This window comes from Rothia sp. HC945 (genome assembly GCF_051370785.1).
Classification (GTDB): domain Bacteria; phylum Actinomycetota; class Actinomycetes; order Actinomycetales; family Micrococcaceae; genus Rothia.
This window is the reverse complement of sequence record NZ_JBFCSN010000001.1, coordinates 143,233-157,512: the sequence shown is the minus strand read 5'-3', so window position 1 is coordinate 157,512 and position 14,280 is coordinate 143,233. Positions and strand designations below refer to the sequence as shown.

At 65.5% G+C, this 14,280-nt stretch carries 12 protein-coding genes; 4 read left to right on the top strand and 8 right to left on the bottom strand.

Going from position 1 to position 14,280, the window contains the following annotated elements; all coding sequences use genetic code 11:
- Positions 1 to 3 precede the first annotated feature (3 nt).
- Genes AB0Y14_RS00650 through dut form a run of 3 tightly spaced genes read right to left on the bottom strand, consistent with a single transcriptional unit; the run spans position 4 to position 1,743 of the window.
- Positions 4 to 438 carry a hypothetical protein gene (locus AB0Y14_RS00650; protein WP_436587377.1) on the bottom strand — a complete coding sequence of 145 codons (435 nt, stop codon included), beginning with the start codon at positions 436 to 438 and terminating at the stop codon, positions 4 to 6.
- Positions 431 to 1,276: a DUF3710 domain-containing protein gene (locus tag AB0Y14_RS00645; protein WP_436587376.1), complete on the bottom strand. Its 846-nt coding sequence runs from the start codon at positions 1,274 to 1,276 to the stop codon at positions 431 to 433. The genes AB0Y14_RS00650 and AB0Y14_RS00645 overlap by 8 nt, the downstream gene beginning before the upstream one ends.
- Before the next feature lie 11 nt (positions 1,277 to 1,287).
- Positions 1,288 to 1,743 carry a dUTP diphosphatase gene (gene dut / locus AB0Y14_RS00640; protein WP_436587375.1) on the bottom strand — a complete coding sequence of 152 codons (456 nt, stop codon included), beginning with the start codon at positions 1,741 to 1,743 and terminating at the stop codon, positions 1,288 to 1,290.
- A 173-nt stretch (positions 1,744 to 1,916) separates the two neighbouring features.
- On the opposite strand from dut, the gene AB0Y14_RS00635 reads away from it, so the two are divergent.
- Positions 1,917 to 2,480 carry a DUF3093 domain-containing protein gene (locus tag AB0Y14_RS00635; protein ID WP_436587374.1) on the top strand — a complete coding sequence of 188 codons (564 nt, stop codon included), beginning with the start codon at positions 1,917 to 1,919 and terminating at the stop codon, positions 2,478 to 2,480.
- A gap of 76 nt (positions 2,481 to 2,556) precedes the next feature.
- Here AB0Y14_RS00635 and AB0Y14_RS00630 read toward each other — a convergent pair whose 3' ends face one another.
- Positions 2,557 to 2,856, bottom strand: coding sequence for a DUF4193 domain-containing protein (locus tag AB0Y14_RS00630; protein WP_129315806.1), 300 nt, complete (start codon positions 2,854 to 2,856; stop codon positions 2,557 to 2,559).
- A gap of 309 nt (positions 2,857 to 3,165) precedes the next feature.
- Here AB0Y14_RS00630 and sepH point away from each other — a divergent pair, with 309 nt between their 5' ends.
- Positions 3,166 to 4,320 (top strand): septation protein SepH, encoded by a 1,155-nt coding sequence (gene sepH, locus AB0Y14_RS00625; protein ID WP_436587373.1) that lies wholly within the window; start codon positions 3,166 to 3,168, stop codon positions 4,318 to 4,320.
- A gap of 106 nt (positions 4,321 to 4,426) precedes the next feature.
- Positions 4,427 to 5,800, top strand: a complete 1,374-nt coding sequence (locus tag AB0Y14_RS00620; protein WP_436587372.1) for a hypothetical protein — start codon at positions 4,427 to 4,429, stop codon at positions 5,798 to 5,800.
- Positions 5,801 to 5,836: 36 nt separating this feature from the next.
- Here the strand turns inward: AB0Y14_RS00620 and AB0Y14_RS00615 are convergent, their stop codons facing one another.
- The 3 genes from AB0Y14_RS00615 to AB0Y14_RS00605 all read right to left on the bottom strand — a co-directional run bounded on the left by AB0Y14_RS00615 (position 5,837) and on the right by AB0Y14_RS00605 (position 10,524).
- Complete coding sequence (locus tag AB0Y14_RS00615; RefSeq protein WP_436587371.1) at positions 5,837 to 7,072, bottom strand: alkaline phosphatase family protein; 1,236 nt, start codon at positions 7,070 to 7,072, stop codon at positions 5,837 to 5,839.
- Positions 7,073 to 7,077: 5 nt separating this feature from the next.
- A complete protein-coding gene (locus AB0Y14_RS00610; RefSeq protein ID WP_436587370.1) occupies positions 7,078 to 7,677 on the bottom strand; it encodes a DUF5998 family protein in 600 nt (199 codons plus the stop codon).
- A 129-nt stretch (positions 7,678 to 7,806) separates the two neighbouring features.
- A complete protein-coding gene (locus tag AB0Y14_RS00605) occupies positions 7,807 to 10,524 on the bottom strand; it encodes a bifunctional acetate--CoA ligase family protein/GNAT family N-acetyltransferase (protein ID WP_436587369.1) in 2,718 nt (905 codons plus the stop codon).
- A gap of 85 nt (positions 10,525 to 10,609) precedes the next feature.
- On the opposite strand from AB0Y14_RS00605, the gene AB0Y14_RS00600 reads away from it, so the two are divergent.
- Positions 10,610 to 13,168, top strand: coding sequence for a DNA gyrase/topoisomerase IV subunit A (locus AB0Y14_RS00600; RefSeq protein ID WP_436587368.1), 2,559 nt, complete (start codon positions 10,610 to 10,612; stop codon positions 13,166 to 13,168).
- 27 nt (positions 13,169 to 13,195) lie between these two features.
- On the opposite strand, the gene AB0Y14_RS00595 is transcribed toward AB0Y14_RS00600, so the two are convergent.
- Complete coding sequence (locus AB0Y14_RS00595) at positions 13,196 to 14,227, bottom strand: endonuclease/exonuclease/phosphatase family protein (RefSeq protein WP_436587367.1); 1,032 nt, start codon at positions 14,225 to 14,227, stop codon at positions 13,196 to 13,198.
- Between the last annotated feature and the right edge of the window lie 53 nt (positions 14,228 to 14,280).

The window sequence follows — 14,280 nt, the reverse complement described above, 5'->3', positions numbered from 1 at the left end:
TCTCTACAGTTCTTGATGGCGGGACACGATTTCGTACCGAGGATTATAGATGACCGGCACTCCCGATACGGAGGCCAGCAGGCCGGAGCACCGCAATCGTGTGCCCGCGCCGATCCCGGGAACCGTTCGCTGGCCGTGCCACACGAGTCGGACGTGCGTCCCGGGACCGAGTGGGGCATCGTCGTCTTCCAGGTGCGGCATGTCCATCGCGATGGCCGACGTCGGTGCGGTCACCGAGCCACGTGGCAATCGGCCGCGCAGGTCCGAGGAGACGGCCCGGTAGCTCGCGGTAATGTCCACCTCGGCCTCGTACCTGGGCAGTTCGTTCCGCGGCCGGATGCGAACTTCACCGACGCGCCCTTCCACGAGAACCCGGATCCTGGCCCGTTCCCGGCCGTCGCGGTCCGCGGGCCAGCGGACCGAGGGCGATTCAGCCAATCTGAGTGATCTCCGGGCCTCGTTCCGGAACCTCGATGCCCGGTTTCTCCGGGGTTTCTGCGGCCTGGTCGCGCGGAACGGCGTTGTCGGGAATCCGGAGCCGCAGGAGATCACGGGGCGCCATGGGGTTGTTCCCACGGACCACGACCAGGCTGCGGAAGACGCGTTCCATGTCTCGAGCGGCGCTGCGCTTGACCGCTGCGTCGCCGGAGAATACTCCGCGCAGGAACCAGCGGGGCCCGTCGACGCCCACGAATCGGGCCACGCGGTAGCCACGGTCCCCATTGGGCAGGGACGCAGGCAGTTTCGCGATGACCTGTCGGCCGAGTGTGCCGTCGAGAATGTCGACGACGCCGTTCTGATCGCGAACGGACTTCGCGAGTTCGGTCCGGATCTCCGACCAGAGGCCCCGGCTCTTGGGAGCAGCGAACGGTTGGACCTGCAGAATCGCCCCATCTTTCTGGAACGTCACGGAAACGACTGACTGGTTCTTCTGATCCACGTCGATGCGCATGCTCACGGACTCGTCCGGCTTGATGCGCAATCCGCCGAGATCGATGTAGGACTCGTCGGTTTCGATCTCTGAGACGTCGAAGGGACCGGTGACCGATCGTGATGTGTCCTCGGCGTTGTCCACTTCGGCCGCCGCAGCAGCGGCCTCCGCCCGATCGATGTCCTTGTCGGCCTTGGCATTGATCAAGTCACGGTCGGGGCGCTTCTCGTCCTCGACGGCCGGCGCGGGCGCCTGCTCGGTCGTGGACCCACCGACGTCCTCGGACGGGTTGTCCTTGTCCTCGGTGGCTTCGGTGTTCTGTTTCTTCTTTCCGAATCCCAGCACGATTGTCCTTTCTAGAGGCTTCCTGTCGAGCCGAACCCCGCGGTTCCCCGTTCGGAGCTCGGCAACTCTTCCACGACCTCGAAGGCCGCATGCTCGTACTTCTGGATCACGAGCTGCGCGATCCGGTCGCCGCGATGAATGTCATAGGGCTCATTCTGGTCCGTGTTGAGCAAAGTCACCATCAGTTCGCCGCGGTACCCCGAATCGACGGTGCCAGGGGCGTTCACGATCGTAATGCCTGACTTCGCGGCAAGCCCGGATCGCGGGTGAACCAATCCCACGTATCCGTCGGGCAGAGCTATGGCCACCCCGGTTCGCACCAGGGCTCTCTCGCCGGGCCGCAAGGTCAGATCCTCCCGAGACCTCAGGTCGGCTCCGGCGTCGCCGTCCTGGGCATACGAGGGAGCCGGCAACTCCGGGTCCAGCAGCGTGATCTTGACGTCAACGGTCGGCAGCATGCTCGTCATTCCTGGGTCGGTGGCAGTTGTTCGGCGTACGGCGGTCGCCCGTACCGGACGCACGTCCGTACCGGTGGGACCGGTTCGCCCTAGGCCACTGTAACGGCTGCGGCCCGGCACTGGCTGAGTCCTCGCCCACTCTCGAGTACCGGGGCCCAGCTCCGACGCGTATTCTGGTGGACATGTCTGACTCCGTCTCCCCGAATTCCGACGATCCCGCCGGCTTCGGAGCTCCTCCCGCCGTCGAATTCCACGAAAAGCTCTACCCGTCGATCGGTGTGTGGATCTGCGTGGTCGTCTTCGGCTTCGCGTGTTTCGCCGTCGGCGCGCCGATCAATGTGCCTGTATCGATCCTGGTGGCCATCGTCCTGGCGGCTACCCTCGGACTGATTCTCTATTCGTCCTCGCCGGTCCTCGAGGTCACCGAGGATTCCCTTCAGGTCGGTCGGGCGCACATCGAACGCGATTACGTGGGCACCGTTGAGGTGTTCCGTGGCGAGAACGCCCGCATCGCGTGCGGACCCGGGGCCGATGGTCGGGCCTACATGAATTTCCGTCCGTGGGTATCCCCTGTGGCCAGGATTCACCTGGTTGACCCGGCAGACCCGACGCCGTACTGGCTCACGAACTCTCGACGTCCGGAGGAATTGGCCCTCGTTCTGGGGTCGGACCCGGAACACCAGGCGGTGCGGACGCCTGAGGTGGACCAGAGCGTCGTCGACCCCGACGAGGACGAGAGCCGGTAGCGGATACACAAAGGGGAGGAACCTCGCGTTCCTCCCCTTTTCACCTTGTCACGCGCTCCGCGCCATTAGCCGTGATCTACGCCTCGCACTCGATGCAGTAGTAGAGGCCGCCTTCTTCGCGGGCAATCTGCGAACGGTGCCGCACAAGGAAGCAGGATGCGCAGGTGAACTCGTCCTGTTGGGCCGGAAGAACGACCACGGAGAGTTCTTCGTGCGAGAGGTCCGCTCCCGGAAGCTCGAAGCTCTCAGCGGCAGCGTTCTCGTCCTCGTCCACAACGTTGGACTGCTGGTCGCTTCGGTGCGACTTCAGCTCCTCGATGGAGTCCGAGCTGCTTTCTTCGTCTTGCTTGCGCGGGGCGTCGTAATCGGTAGCCATGTTCCTGTCACGCTTTCGTCGGTAGCTCTCAGCACGCCCACATGGCCGTGCCGATCATCGTGTGGTTCTTGTACCGGTGTGGGCACCTGTTGGCCAGCTCATGAGACATAAACAGAACTCGATGCGTGCCGGTATCGCGATGATTGTTCACTATCGGGCCCCGGGATGTCCAGCCGATTTTACTGTGAGCGGATTCTTCGGGTCGCGGGGTGTCTGGCCACACGACCGCGAGGCGGTATTCTGTCAGGAGCAATGGGCGCGAATGGCCTGGTCGTGCACGCGTCGGAGCGGTATCACTAAGGAGAACTGATGGATCGGCTGACTTTCGTGGGAGTCCAAGACGACGGCGAGCACCTCGTTCTCGAGTCTCCGGACGGTGAGCACCGATACCGTGTCGTCATCGACAACAGTCTGCGCAATGCGGTGGTCAAGGCCAAGAGAGCACAGACCCCTCGCGGACTCAGCGGCCGGGGCGACTACGGCCCCCGCGATATACAGACCCGCTTCAGGCAGGGCGCGAGCGTCGATGAGATCGTCGCAGAGTCAGGGTGGAAGCCCGAGCGTGTGCGCCGCTACGAGTGGCCGATCCTGGCCGAACGCGCCCATATCGTGACCGCCGCACGCAACGTCGTCGTCCGTCCCCTCGACCCGGCCTCCAGGGGCCGAAAATCACTCAATGACCAAGTCGTCGGTGTGCGTGAGGACTGGAACTTCGCGGAAGGCGATGCCCAGTGGAATGCATGGCAGCGCGAAGACGGCCAGTGGAATGTGACTGTTTCGGTCGATTACTCCCAGACCGCGCTCTCCCAGATTCCCTCCGGAGCAGATTTTCCCGCGCGCTTTGTGTACAACCCCGCGAATCAGACGGTCGTCGCCGGCAACGCCGTGGCCGAGTTCCTGATGGGGCGCCCTCACGGTGCCGCAGAGGACGAGGCCCTCGAAGAGCTCGACGAACCCGCAGTCGAGACCGAGCCGGACCAGGGCCGCGACCAAGAGACCATCGGGTCACCTGCCGCCGAGGACACCCTCGAATCGGCCGACGCCGCGCCTCGCTCCTTGACGGAGGGCGATGACGACGCCTCCGACGCAGGTTCGGCCGACGAGGATTCCTCGTCCGATGAGCACGACGAAGCCCAGGGACCGCGCAATCACCTGCGGGCCGTGGGCGCGGACGAACCGAGCCCCACCGAGACTCTCCTGGACGAGCTCGAATCGCGCCGAGGAACCCCCGCCGGCAGCGACCCAGCCAGCGACCGTCGAGTCTCGGGACTGACCCAGGAACTTCCGGGGCAGGGCACTTTGACCGACGAAGGTGCGGGCTCCGAGCAATCTGGCGGTTCCGACGGGCAGGGAGCCGACGGGCCAGGGGCCGAGGGGCAGCGTTCGGGCAAGTCGCGCTCCGGCCGCCCCTCGGTGCCGAGCTGGGACGACATTCTCTTCGGGCAACAGCGCCCCAAGGACTGATGACGCAGAAAACGTCACCGGGCTCGCCATAGCGACCGGCGCACGGTATTTTGTGTGTTACAGGTAGTCATGGACTTGTTACGGCACGCAACGCACAAAGGTTTTCATGGGGAAGAAGCGCCGCAAGGCACGTCCGGGGAGCGGCACAGACTCATCGCTCCCCCAGAATGTACAGGGATCGAAAGATCAGGCGGCCAAGGGCACCGATCATTCGAATCCCCCGTCCGATGCGTCCGGCAACGACCCTGAACGCGACGCGGCTTCGACGGAGTCGGCCGAGACGTCGTCTTCCGAATCACGCGTCACCGCGTCTCCTTCGGACGAATCCTCGAATACGCCGGCCACGGGGGCAACCCAGGAGCTGGCCCCGGGGTACGAGTACGTCGGTCAGACCCAGGCTCACAATGCCCTCGAGACCGAACCCATGCAGAGCCTCAATGACGAGCTCTTCTCCGATGCCGCGTTGCCCCAGTCCAAGCGCGAGCGTCGGCGACAGGAACGGATCGAACAGGAACGCCGGCGCGAGGCCGCGACCGCCGAGGAGCAGCGACGTCGCAGACTGGCTGCCCTGACCGAGGGCCAAGCCCCTCGACGCTCCTCACAGGATGCTGCCGCCTCCGACGGCGGCGCGAGCTCGGTCGGTTCCAGCGCAGCCCCGGGTGCCGGGGCCGGAGCGGCAGCGGCCGGTGCCAGCGGTGCCGCCGGTGCCGGCGCCGCGAGTGCTGCGTCGTCGGGCGGGCACACGGAGGGGAACGAACCGACGGATGCTACCCCCACGGGTCCCATCGTCCCGGTCAGTCCCGGTGAGCCCACCGGTTGGATCCACCACGAGACATCTGAGGGCGATGATTCCATCGGGGCAACCGCCGCGGCAGGTGCCGGTGGAGCCGGCGCGTCGGCCGCGACCCCCGATGCTCCCGGCCCGGAGGACGACCAACCTTCGCGGAAGGGTCCTCTGCTGTGGGCCGGGGCGGCCGTCCTGGGCATCGCCGTGATCGGCGGCGGGGCCACGATCGCCGTGCTCAACTCCGGTGGCGACAACCCCAAGGGGACCGCCACGACCGCGTCGCCCACGTCGACGTCCTCGACTCCCTCGAGCTCCTCGTCAAAGCCTGCGTGGTCGAGTCCCGCCCCGGCTCCGACACCCACCGTGATCGAGCAGCAGCCGGAACCGACCGATCCGTACGGTCAGGTGCCCCAGGAACCACCGACGGTTGCTCCGACGCAAGCGCCGCCGGCTCCGACCCAGGAGCCGACGCAACAGCCCACGCAGGAACCGACCCAGGAACCCACGCAGGAACCGACGCAAGAACCTACTCAGGAGCCCACGCAGGAACCGACCCAGGCCCCCACGCAGCCACCCACTCAAGAACCGACCCAGGCCCCCACGCAGCCGCCTCAGCCTTCGAATCCTGGCCAGCCCGGCGGTGGTTCCGGTAACGGTCAGGGCAATGGCGGGGCATCTGCGCCGAACCGGTGAACCGACGGGCCCGGTAGGAGCCCGTCTCCGCGGGAATCAGGTCCCCGCCCACGCCCTCAGGGGCACAAATCTTTCGTCGTCCGTCCATGAGCCGTGTTGCCCGACCATGGACAGTGCCCCCGGGTTGGTGCGACGCAGGTCGAAGAGGGCCAGCGAGCCGTGGGCGGCAATGATGAGATCCCCGATCCGGTCGCGCACTTCAGGACGGACGTGCTTACCGAAGTACCCCGCCGAGATCAGGTGGTCTCTGTCCAGAACCCACGCGCGGTCACCGAAGCGATTCGCCCAGGCGGCTGAGAGTCTCGCTCGGACGTCGGAGTCTCCGGGGTCCTCGAGATGCAACTGCACCATCCTGGGCTCCCCCGCGGTGAGCCTGACCCCGTCGATGAGGTCCGGGAATTGTGAGTAGTCCACCCGGTCCTCGGCGGGTATGTCGACCATGCCGTGGTCCGCGGTGAGCAACACCAGGGTTTCCGGACCGAGACGGGAGGTGAGCCGCTTGAGGCCGTGGTCGAGCTCCTCGAGGGACTCGAGCCAGCGCTCCGACGTGCACCCGTGTTTGTGCCCCGTCTGATCCAGCTCTCCCCAGTACAGGTACATGAAGGTCGGCGAGCGATGGCCCAAGATCTCGGACGCCTGGCTGATACGCGCCAGAGTCGATCCTGCGCCGACGAATCGACCTCCGCGCAAAGCTGCCTGGGTCAGGGCGCTGCCTTCGTACGCGGGCATCGACACGGTCACCACATCTCCCATGCCTTCCAGCCGTTCGAAGACCGTGGCGTGGGGTTGCCATTGCCGAGGGTCGACCGCGGGATCCCATCCCGACAGTTGATTGACCACGACGTCGCGATCGGGGTCGACGACGTCGTACCCGACCATTCCGGTCCGGCCAGGAGGCAACCCGGTGCCCAGCACGGCCAAGGAGGCCGCCGTGGTCGAGGGCAGGGCAGCGTCCAGATCACCGAGGTCCAGGGACTTCCGGAGGTTCGGGGCATGCCCGGCGTTGCGCGACAGGAGCGCGCTCCCCAGGCCGTCGACGAGGACAACGCACACGTTCCGGAAAGGACCCTTGCGGCCCCGGTCCGCCAACCCGGCGCCCAGTCCGAGAGCATCGGGGAACTCCGCCCGTCGGGAAGAATCAGCGACTGGCCGGTACATCGACGCGGCCGAGGACAGCACGTCCCCGATCGAGTTCAGGCCGTACCGCGGCGGAGTCGGGAATGACCGGCCGGTCAGGTCGTGTGCCGTGGGTTCCGAGCTCGGGTGTTGCATCGGCATCAGGAGTGCGAGGTCCCCGAGAGGGCGGTATTGGCCCGACGGAGGGCTCGAGCGAATTCTTTGGCGTCCTGCACGGCCTGTTGGCCATCAGCCTCCGCAGAGATCCGGAGGACGACGTCTTCCCGTGCGGCGACTCCCGTGTATCCGTGGTCGGCCTCGCACTGGGGATCGGAGCAGCCCGCGGGCTGGAGGTCCAGCCGATGGCTGCCCGTCCAGGACATCATCAGCGTCACCTCCGCGGCCAGGGAATCAGGCGTGTAGTTCTGCGGCTGGCGATAAGCGTAGGACAGCGTCACCGAGGTCAGGTTGCGGACCGGGACCGTTTCGGTCGAGACGTGAGCCACGACCTGGTTTCCGTCCTCGTCCAGGGACTGGTCGTCCACGTGGGTGATCTGGACGATTTCGCCGGCGAGGGCCAGCACGGTCACGTGGCGGTGGACCTCGGTCTGGTCGAAGTGCGTCTCCAAGTGGACCAGGTGCGAGGACGGGATCTGCCCGTCCAGGGCATCCCGCACCACGTCACTGACCAATTGGGGGTAGAACCCCGCATTGACGATGTCGCGGTCCAGATACTTGCCCATATTTCCTGACTCAGCCATGCACTCGCTCTCGATGTTCGACGACGACGCGGGGCCGCCTCTCCCCTGGCCGGGGAATTCTTCGCCCTCGGACAGGGGCGCTTCCGCCCCATTCTACGACCCCACTCGGGCGCCGTCAGACCGAGGTCGTCACGACCGCGACATGGTCCTGCGCGCGCTGTCCGTCCGCTGCTCCGGATTCCCCAGTTCGACCGTGCAGTCCAGGACGGTCAGGGCATCCTCCGAAATCATCACGGGATTCAGTTCCAGGAGGGCGATCTCGGGGTGCCGGTCCTTGAGCTCCGCCACGCGCCGGATCAGGTCCTCGAGAAGTTCCACGGCGACCGGTGGAAGACCGTCGTACCCGAAGAGCTTCCGTGCCGCCTTGGGGGACCTGACCAGCTTCTCGACGTCGCGCTGAGTCAGCGGCGGCACGCGGTGCGCCCAGTCGTCCAGCAGGTTGACGGTGTCTCCTGCGATTCCGAAGGAAAGAACCGGTCCGAGCAGAGGATCTTCCATGGCCCGGATCACGCAGTTCTGACCGGTGGGGGCCATGCTCTGGACCTCGAGATCGAAATTGCCGTAGGTGGCCAGCGTCCGGTGCATCAGGTCGATGTCTCTGACGAGGGATTCTTGGTCCTCGATGCCGAGTCTCACTCCCCCAAGATCGAGGCGATGCCGCATGGTGGGGTCGATCGCTTTGAGGGCCACCGGGTACCCCAACCTGTCGGCGGCTTCCACCGCTTGCTCCTTGGTTTCGAAAGGGACGGATTCCAGGACGGAGATACCGTATGCGGAGAGCATCTCCGTGGCATCGGGCGCGGAGAGCTTCAGAAGCCCCTCACCGGGAATCCGCGGGCCGAGCCGCTGGATCTGCCGTTCGACTTCCTTCGCGTTCGTGCCCTCGATCTCGGCAACGAAGACGTCTTCCTGTGCCCTCCATGCCATGTAGTCCATGACCGCGGCCAACGCCCCGATGGCCGCGCCCGGGCTCTCATAGCAGGGAACGCCCGGATAGGTCCGGGTCTCTTCCCCGTCCGCTCCCGTCCACGTCCGCGGGCAGGGATAGATCCCGCGCTGATAGTCCGTGGGCTCGACGACGCCGGTGTAGGCAGCGAGAACGGGCTTGCCGGTCTCGACGCCGCAATCGGCAAGAACCTCGGTGATTTCGTCCTGTCCCACAAAAGGAGACGGCAGGAAGGAGGCCACTGCGGCATCGACGTCGGAGGAGCGCAACGCGGTCAGAACGGAATCCCGAATCATGTCGAGGATGTCGATGTCCGGGCTCGCCGTGTCCAAGACGTGGTCGGTGTGCGTTGCCTCGACGCCGTAGCTCGTGCACGCGTCCGCAATGACTCTGCCCAGGGCGAAGGCGTTCGAGAAGACGGCGACCCTCCTGCCCCGTGGCAGGGGTTGGGAGACCACGAGCTGTGCGATGTCCATCAGGTGCTCCGAGGTCTCGGCCCGAATCACACCGGACTGGCGGAACATCGCGTTGAGGGCCTCCGGCGGGGCCGAGCTGGTGCGCCCCGTGTGCCCGGGCGGCAACTGAACCCCGGTGACATCCGATTTGGCCACAATGACCGGCTTGGTCCTGGCCAGGCGCCGGGCGATGCGCGAGAATTTGCGCGGGTTCCCGATCGACTCGAGGTACATGCAGCACGCGGTGGTCCGGCCGTCATCCTCCCAGTACTGCATCATGTCGTTCCCGGAAACGTCCGCACGGTTCCCGCCGGAGAGAATCGTGGAGAATCCCAGGTCCCGCCGGCGGGCCGAGGTGTACAGCAATACCCCGATGGCTGCGGACTGGCTGAAGAGCCCCAGCCCTCCCGGTGTCGGGGGCGAAGGGCTCAACGACGCATTCAGCGCGACGGCCTGGTCGGTGTTGATCAGACCCAAGGACGCGGGACCGATGACTCGCATACCGTAGCTGCGCGCGGTACGGACCAGGGATTGCTGCCGGGTGCGGCCCCGGGCGCCGTCGTCGGCATACCCTCCCGTGACGATGCAGACACCGCGCACCCCCGCGCGCCCGCATTCCTCGACCACGCCCGCTACTTCGGAAATAGGGACCGTGATGATCGCGAGGTCCACGGGCTCCGGAACCTGATCGATGCTCGGGTACGCTTTCATGCCCGCAAGTTCGAAGGCTTCCGGGTTGATCCCGTAAATGGGTCCCGCGAAACCGCCCTCGACAACATTGACCAGGATCTCGTGGCCGACCTGACTCCAATCCCGGGAGGCACCGATCACCGCGATCGACCTCGGTGCGATCAGCGCGGAGACTGATTTCGCCTCGGCACGGTGCTCTCGGGAGGCCATGACTTCGCGCGACTTTTCCGTGGGGTCGATGTCGAAATTGACCATGACGACGCCGTCGTCGAAGACACGCGCAACCTCGAAGCCCGCTTCCGAAAAGACATTGAGCATCTTCCGGTTCTCCGGAAGGACTTCGGCGGAGAATTTGGTGATGCCACGCTCGAGTCCGGCCGCGGCGAGGTGTTCGAGCAAGATGGAACCGATACCCCGACCGTGGTGGGCGTCGGAAATGAAGAATGCGACCTCCGCCTCATGGGGGTCATTGGTCCTGTCGAAGCGTCCAATACCGATCATTTCCGCGCCGAGCATGAGCACGAAGGCGACGCGATCGTTGTGGTCGACCGTGGTGAAGCGCGCGAGCTCCTTCGCGCTCAGTGAGGACTTGTAGGTGAAAAACCGCAAGTAGATGGTGCGTTCGGACTGCCTGGAGTACATCGCGGCCAGTGCGTCCTGGTCGCTCGGAAGCACGGGTCGCAAGTGAGCGGTCGCGCCATCGCGCAACACGACATCGGCTTCCCAGTGGGAGGGATACGCATTCTCTTCGGGCATGCTCCCAGTCTAGTATCGCAAGTCACAGGTTCCTATTGTTCTACACTGGTGAGGCCCAGAACCGTCAGACCGTGAGGATTCACAGATGGCCCCCCGCCGCAAGTCGTCGCACACTCCCGAGGATTTCCCGATCGACATCGTCGAGAACATCGTCGATATCGATGTGTCCTCCGAAATGGAGACGAGCTTCCTCGAGTACTCGTACTCGGTGATCTATTCGCGGGCACTTCCGGATGCGCGGGACGGCCTCAAGCCGGTCCAGAGACGAATCCTCTACATGATGACGCAGATGGGCCTGCGACCAGACCGAGGGCATGTGAAGTCGGCACGCGTGGTCGGTGAGGTCATGGGCAAGCTCCACCCCCATGGGGACGGGGCGATCTACGACGCGATGGTCCGACTCGCCCAGCATTTCGCGATGCGGCTGCCGCTCGTGGACGGACACGGCAACTTCGGCTCGGTCGACGACGGCCCCGCAGCGGCGCGGTACACCGAAGCCCGCATGGCTCCCGCGGCCCTCGCGCTGACCGGTGACCTGGACGAGGACGTCGTCGATTTCGTCCCGAACTACGACAACCAGTTCACGCAGCCCGGGGTCCTCCCGGCCGCATTCCCCAACCTTCTGGTCAACGGTTCCTCCGGCATCGCCGTCGGCATGGCCACGAACATGGCTCCCCACAACCTCCGCGAGGTCATCGCCGGCGCGCGGCACATGATCGACAACCCGGACGCCAGTCTCGAAGACATCATGCGGTTCATTCCTGGGCCGGACCTGCCGACCGGAGGAAAGATCGTCGGCCTGACAGGCATCAGGGACGCCTACGCGTCCGGCCGCGGGTCCTTCAAGTCCCGTGCCAAGATCACGGTCGAACAGGTCACCGCGCGCAAGCAGGGGCTGGTCATCACCGAATTGCCGTACCTGGTGGGGACCGAAAAAGTCATCGAGAAGATCAAGGACGGCGTCCAGTCGAAGAAGCTGTCCGGAATCTCCGACGTCGTCGATCTGACCGACCGCAAGAATGGCACGCGGCTCGTGGTCGAACTCAAGAACGGGTTCAACCCGCACGCCGTCATGCAATCCTTGTTCAAGCACACCCCACTCGAGGATTCCTTCGGTATCAACAATGTCGCCCTCGTGGACGGGCAGCCACGGACCTTGGGGCTTCTGGATTTGCTCAGGGTCTACGTGGAGCACCGCATCGACGTCGTTCGCCGACGCACCACCTACCGACTCGGCAAGTCCAAGGACAGGTTGCACCTGGTCGAGGGCCTGCTCGTTGCCATCCTCGATATCGACGAAGTCATCGAGATCATTCGCTCCTCCGACCAGACGGCCCAGGCCCGGGAACGACTCATGATGGTCTTCGACCTGAGTGAAGCCCAGGCGAACCACATCCTGGAACTGCGTCTGCGACAGCTGACCAAGTTCTCCCGCATCGAACTGGAGGCCGAGAGGGACGAGCTTCGAGCCACCATCGCCGAGCTCGAGTCGATCCTGGCCTCGGACCAGAAGTTGCGCGGCGTCGTCTCGGACGAGCTGAGCGAGGTCGCCGAGCGGTACGGGACCGACCGCCGGACCGAGCTCGCCGATTCGGACGATCTGGCCGCGCTCGCCTCGGCCGCCACGGACAGCGGCGCGGCCTCCGCGAAGAAGGGACTGGGTCTGGCTCTGGAAATCGCGGACGACCCGTGTTGGATCGCCCTGTCGACCTCGGGTCAACTCGGCCGCACCCCTGGGAGCCCACGCGGCCGGGAGTCCTTCGAGGATCCGGGGAAGAGGATCAAGCACGATGCGCTGCGCTCGCTGGTTCCGGCTACGGCGCGCGGGGAAATCGGTGCGGTTGTCTCGTCCGGGCGCATGGTGCGGATCAATGTGATGGACATTCCTCAGATGGAGTTGTCCGGCAGCGCACCGAACCTTGGAACCGGGGTCAAGGTCAAGGAATTCCTGACGCTGGAAAAGAATGAGTCGCTGATTGCGTTGGTTCCCCTGAATCAGGTCATCGCCCTGGGCACGGCCCATGGCGTGGTCAAGCGGGTCAACCCGGACTACCCGTTGAACAGGGACGACTGGCCAATCATCTCCCTCAAGGCCGGAGACGAGGTGGTGGGCGCCTGCCACGCATCGAATGACGACAACCTGGTGTTCATCACCCGGGAGGCCAAGCTGCTGACCTTCGACGCCGCCAAGGTGCGTCCGCAAGGCAAGAGCGCCGGTGGCGTGGCGGGCATCAAGGTCGCCGAAAGCGACAGGGTCATCTACTTCGGCGCGTTGTCTCCCACCGAGTCGGCCGTGGTCGTGACGGTCTCCGAAGCCGAAGAATCATTGCCGGGCACGGAAGCGGGATCGGCCAAGATCACCGAATTCGGGGAGTACCCGGCCAAGGGCCGTGCGACGGGCGGCGTCCGGGCGCATCGTTTCCTGAAGGGCGAATCCGGGCTGAAGCTCGCGTGGGCGGGCAGGGGCCCGGCGAAGGCTGTCTCGGCCGCGGGCGTTGCCCGGTCCCTCCCGACCGAGTTCGGCGCCCGGGACGGTTCCGGCGTGCCGTTGTCCCAATCGATCGACGCGATCGGACCTGCGCTCGGATCCGGTGCTGAGGACGGATCGGTCCGGGACGATGCCGACGACACCGTCGATGCCTGAGGGCGCGCTCTGGGTTCTGGTCCTTCCTCAGAATCGGAGGGTCGCCCGGACCGGAACGTGATCTGAGGGTCCTTCGATGGGCATCACGTCGGCGTCGTTGACCCGCATGTCGCCGTTGACGACGACGTGATCGATCTGGGTTCTGGTCCACGCGGCCAAGGAGCTGGGCCACGTACCCCGGGAGACGCCTGATGCGGGGAGCGCATCCGTGCACCCGTCACGCCCCGGAATCGTGGCCATGTGTCCGTGCCACGGGTTGGCGTTGTAGTCGCCCGCAGCGATGACCGGGCGCGGCGAACCCTCGTTGCGCGGGGTGCACACGTCGTCCAGGACCGACCCGACATCGCTGTCCCACTGGTCCATCCATCGCGGAACCGGACTCGCCGTGTGGACGCCCAGAATCACGGGATTCGATGACGCGGGATCGGCTGGGCGGAGGGCGAGAGTCCCCACTGTTGGTTCCTCGCCCTCGGCGACCTGGTACGTACCGAGACTCTTGGAAATCAGCACGCTGGTCGGTGAGAGGCCGGAGCCGGTGCTCGTAGCGAAGACCTGGTAGTCCGAGTCCTTGCCCAGCTCGGAGAGGTACTTCTGGAGCGGACCGGTGCTGGCCTCGGGGAGCACGACGACTTCAGGGTTGCCTCGGACCACACGGTCGAGGTCAGCTCGGGTGAGTTCGTCGTGGACATTCCAGCTGACCACGGACATCGTCTGGCCCTCGGTCGGCCCTTCCTGGGGAGCCGAGGCGGGGTTGAGAGCCAGAACCAGGCACATCGCAGAGACGATGAAGCCCACCAGAGGTGTCCCGTTGGGGCGCCCACGCCGTCCGGATACGCGTCGCACGAGCCACCCGGCGATGATCCAGACGGGGAAAAATATCGCCATGATTCCGCCGATGATCTGCGGAAATGCAAGGACCTGCCCCACGATGAGGCTCGTGGTCCATGGGGCGGCAAGACCCGTTCCCTGACGCTGGAGCCACGGGGTCAGCAACACGAACAGCAGGTAGAAGGCGGGGATCAGGGCAACGATCGAGAGGACCTTCAGTGTGCGGCGCATGTGCTGTGATGCTCCTTGAACGCCCGCAGGCGCGCTCGGGGTTAGGCCCTGCC

What these genes read in the sequence shown, in the direction of transcription:
- dut (WP_436587375.1), bottom strand. Translation starts at nt 1,743, where the DNA reads ATGACGAGCATGCTGCCGACCGTTGACGTCAAGATCACGCTGCTGGAC.
- AB0Y14_RS00635 (WP_436587374.1), top strand. Translation starts at nt 1,917, where the DNA reads ATGTCTGACTCCGTCTCCCCGAATTCCGACGATCCCGCCGGCTTCGGA.
- AB0Y14_RS00630 (WP_129315806.1), bottom strand. Translation starts at nt 2,856, where the DNA reads ATGGCTACCGATTACGACGCCCCGCGCAAGCAAGACGAAGAAAGCAGC.
- sepH (WP_436587373.1), top strand. Translation starts at nt 3,166, where the DNA reads ATGGATCGGCTGACTTTCGTGGGAGTCCAAGACGACGGCGAGCACCTC.
- AB0Y14_RS00620 (WP_436587372.1), top strand. Translation starts at nt 4,427, where the DNA reads ATGGGGAAGAAGCGCCGCAAGGCACGTCCGGGGAGCGGCACAGACTCA.
- AB0Y14_RS00615 (WP_436587371.1), bottom strand. Translation starts at nt 7,072, where the DNA reads ATGCAACACCCGAGCTCGGAACCCACGGCACACGACCTGACCGGCCGG.
- AB0Y14_RS00610 (WP_436587370.1), bottom strand. Translation starts at nt 7,677, where the DNA reads ATGGCTGAGTCAGGAAATATGGGCAAGTATCTGGACCGCGACATCGTC.
- AB0Y14_RS00605 (WP_436587369.1), bottom strand. Translation starts at nt 10,524, where the DNA reads ATGCCCGAAGAGAATGCGTATCCCTCCCACTGGGAAGCCGATGTCGTG.
- AB0Y14_RS00600 (WP_436587368.1), top strand. Translation starts at nt 10,610, where the DNA reads ATGGCCCCCCGCCGCAAGTCGTCGCACACTCCCGAGGATTTCCCGATC.
- AB0Y14_RS00595 (WP_436587367.1), bottom strand. Translation starts at nt 14,227, where the DNA reads ATGCGCCGCACACTGAAGGTCCTCTCGATCGTTGCCCTGATCCCCGCC.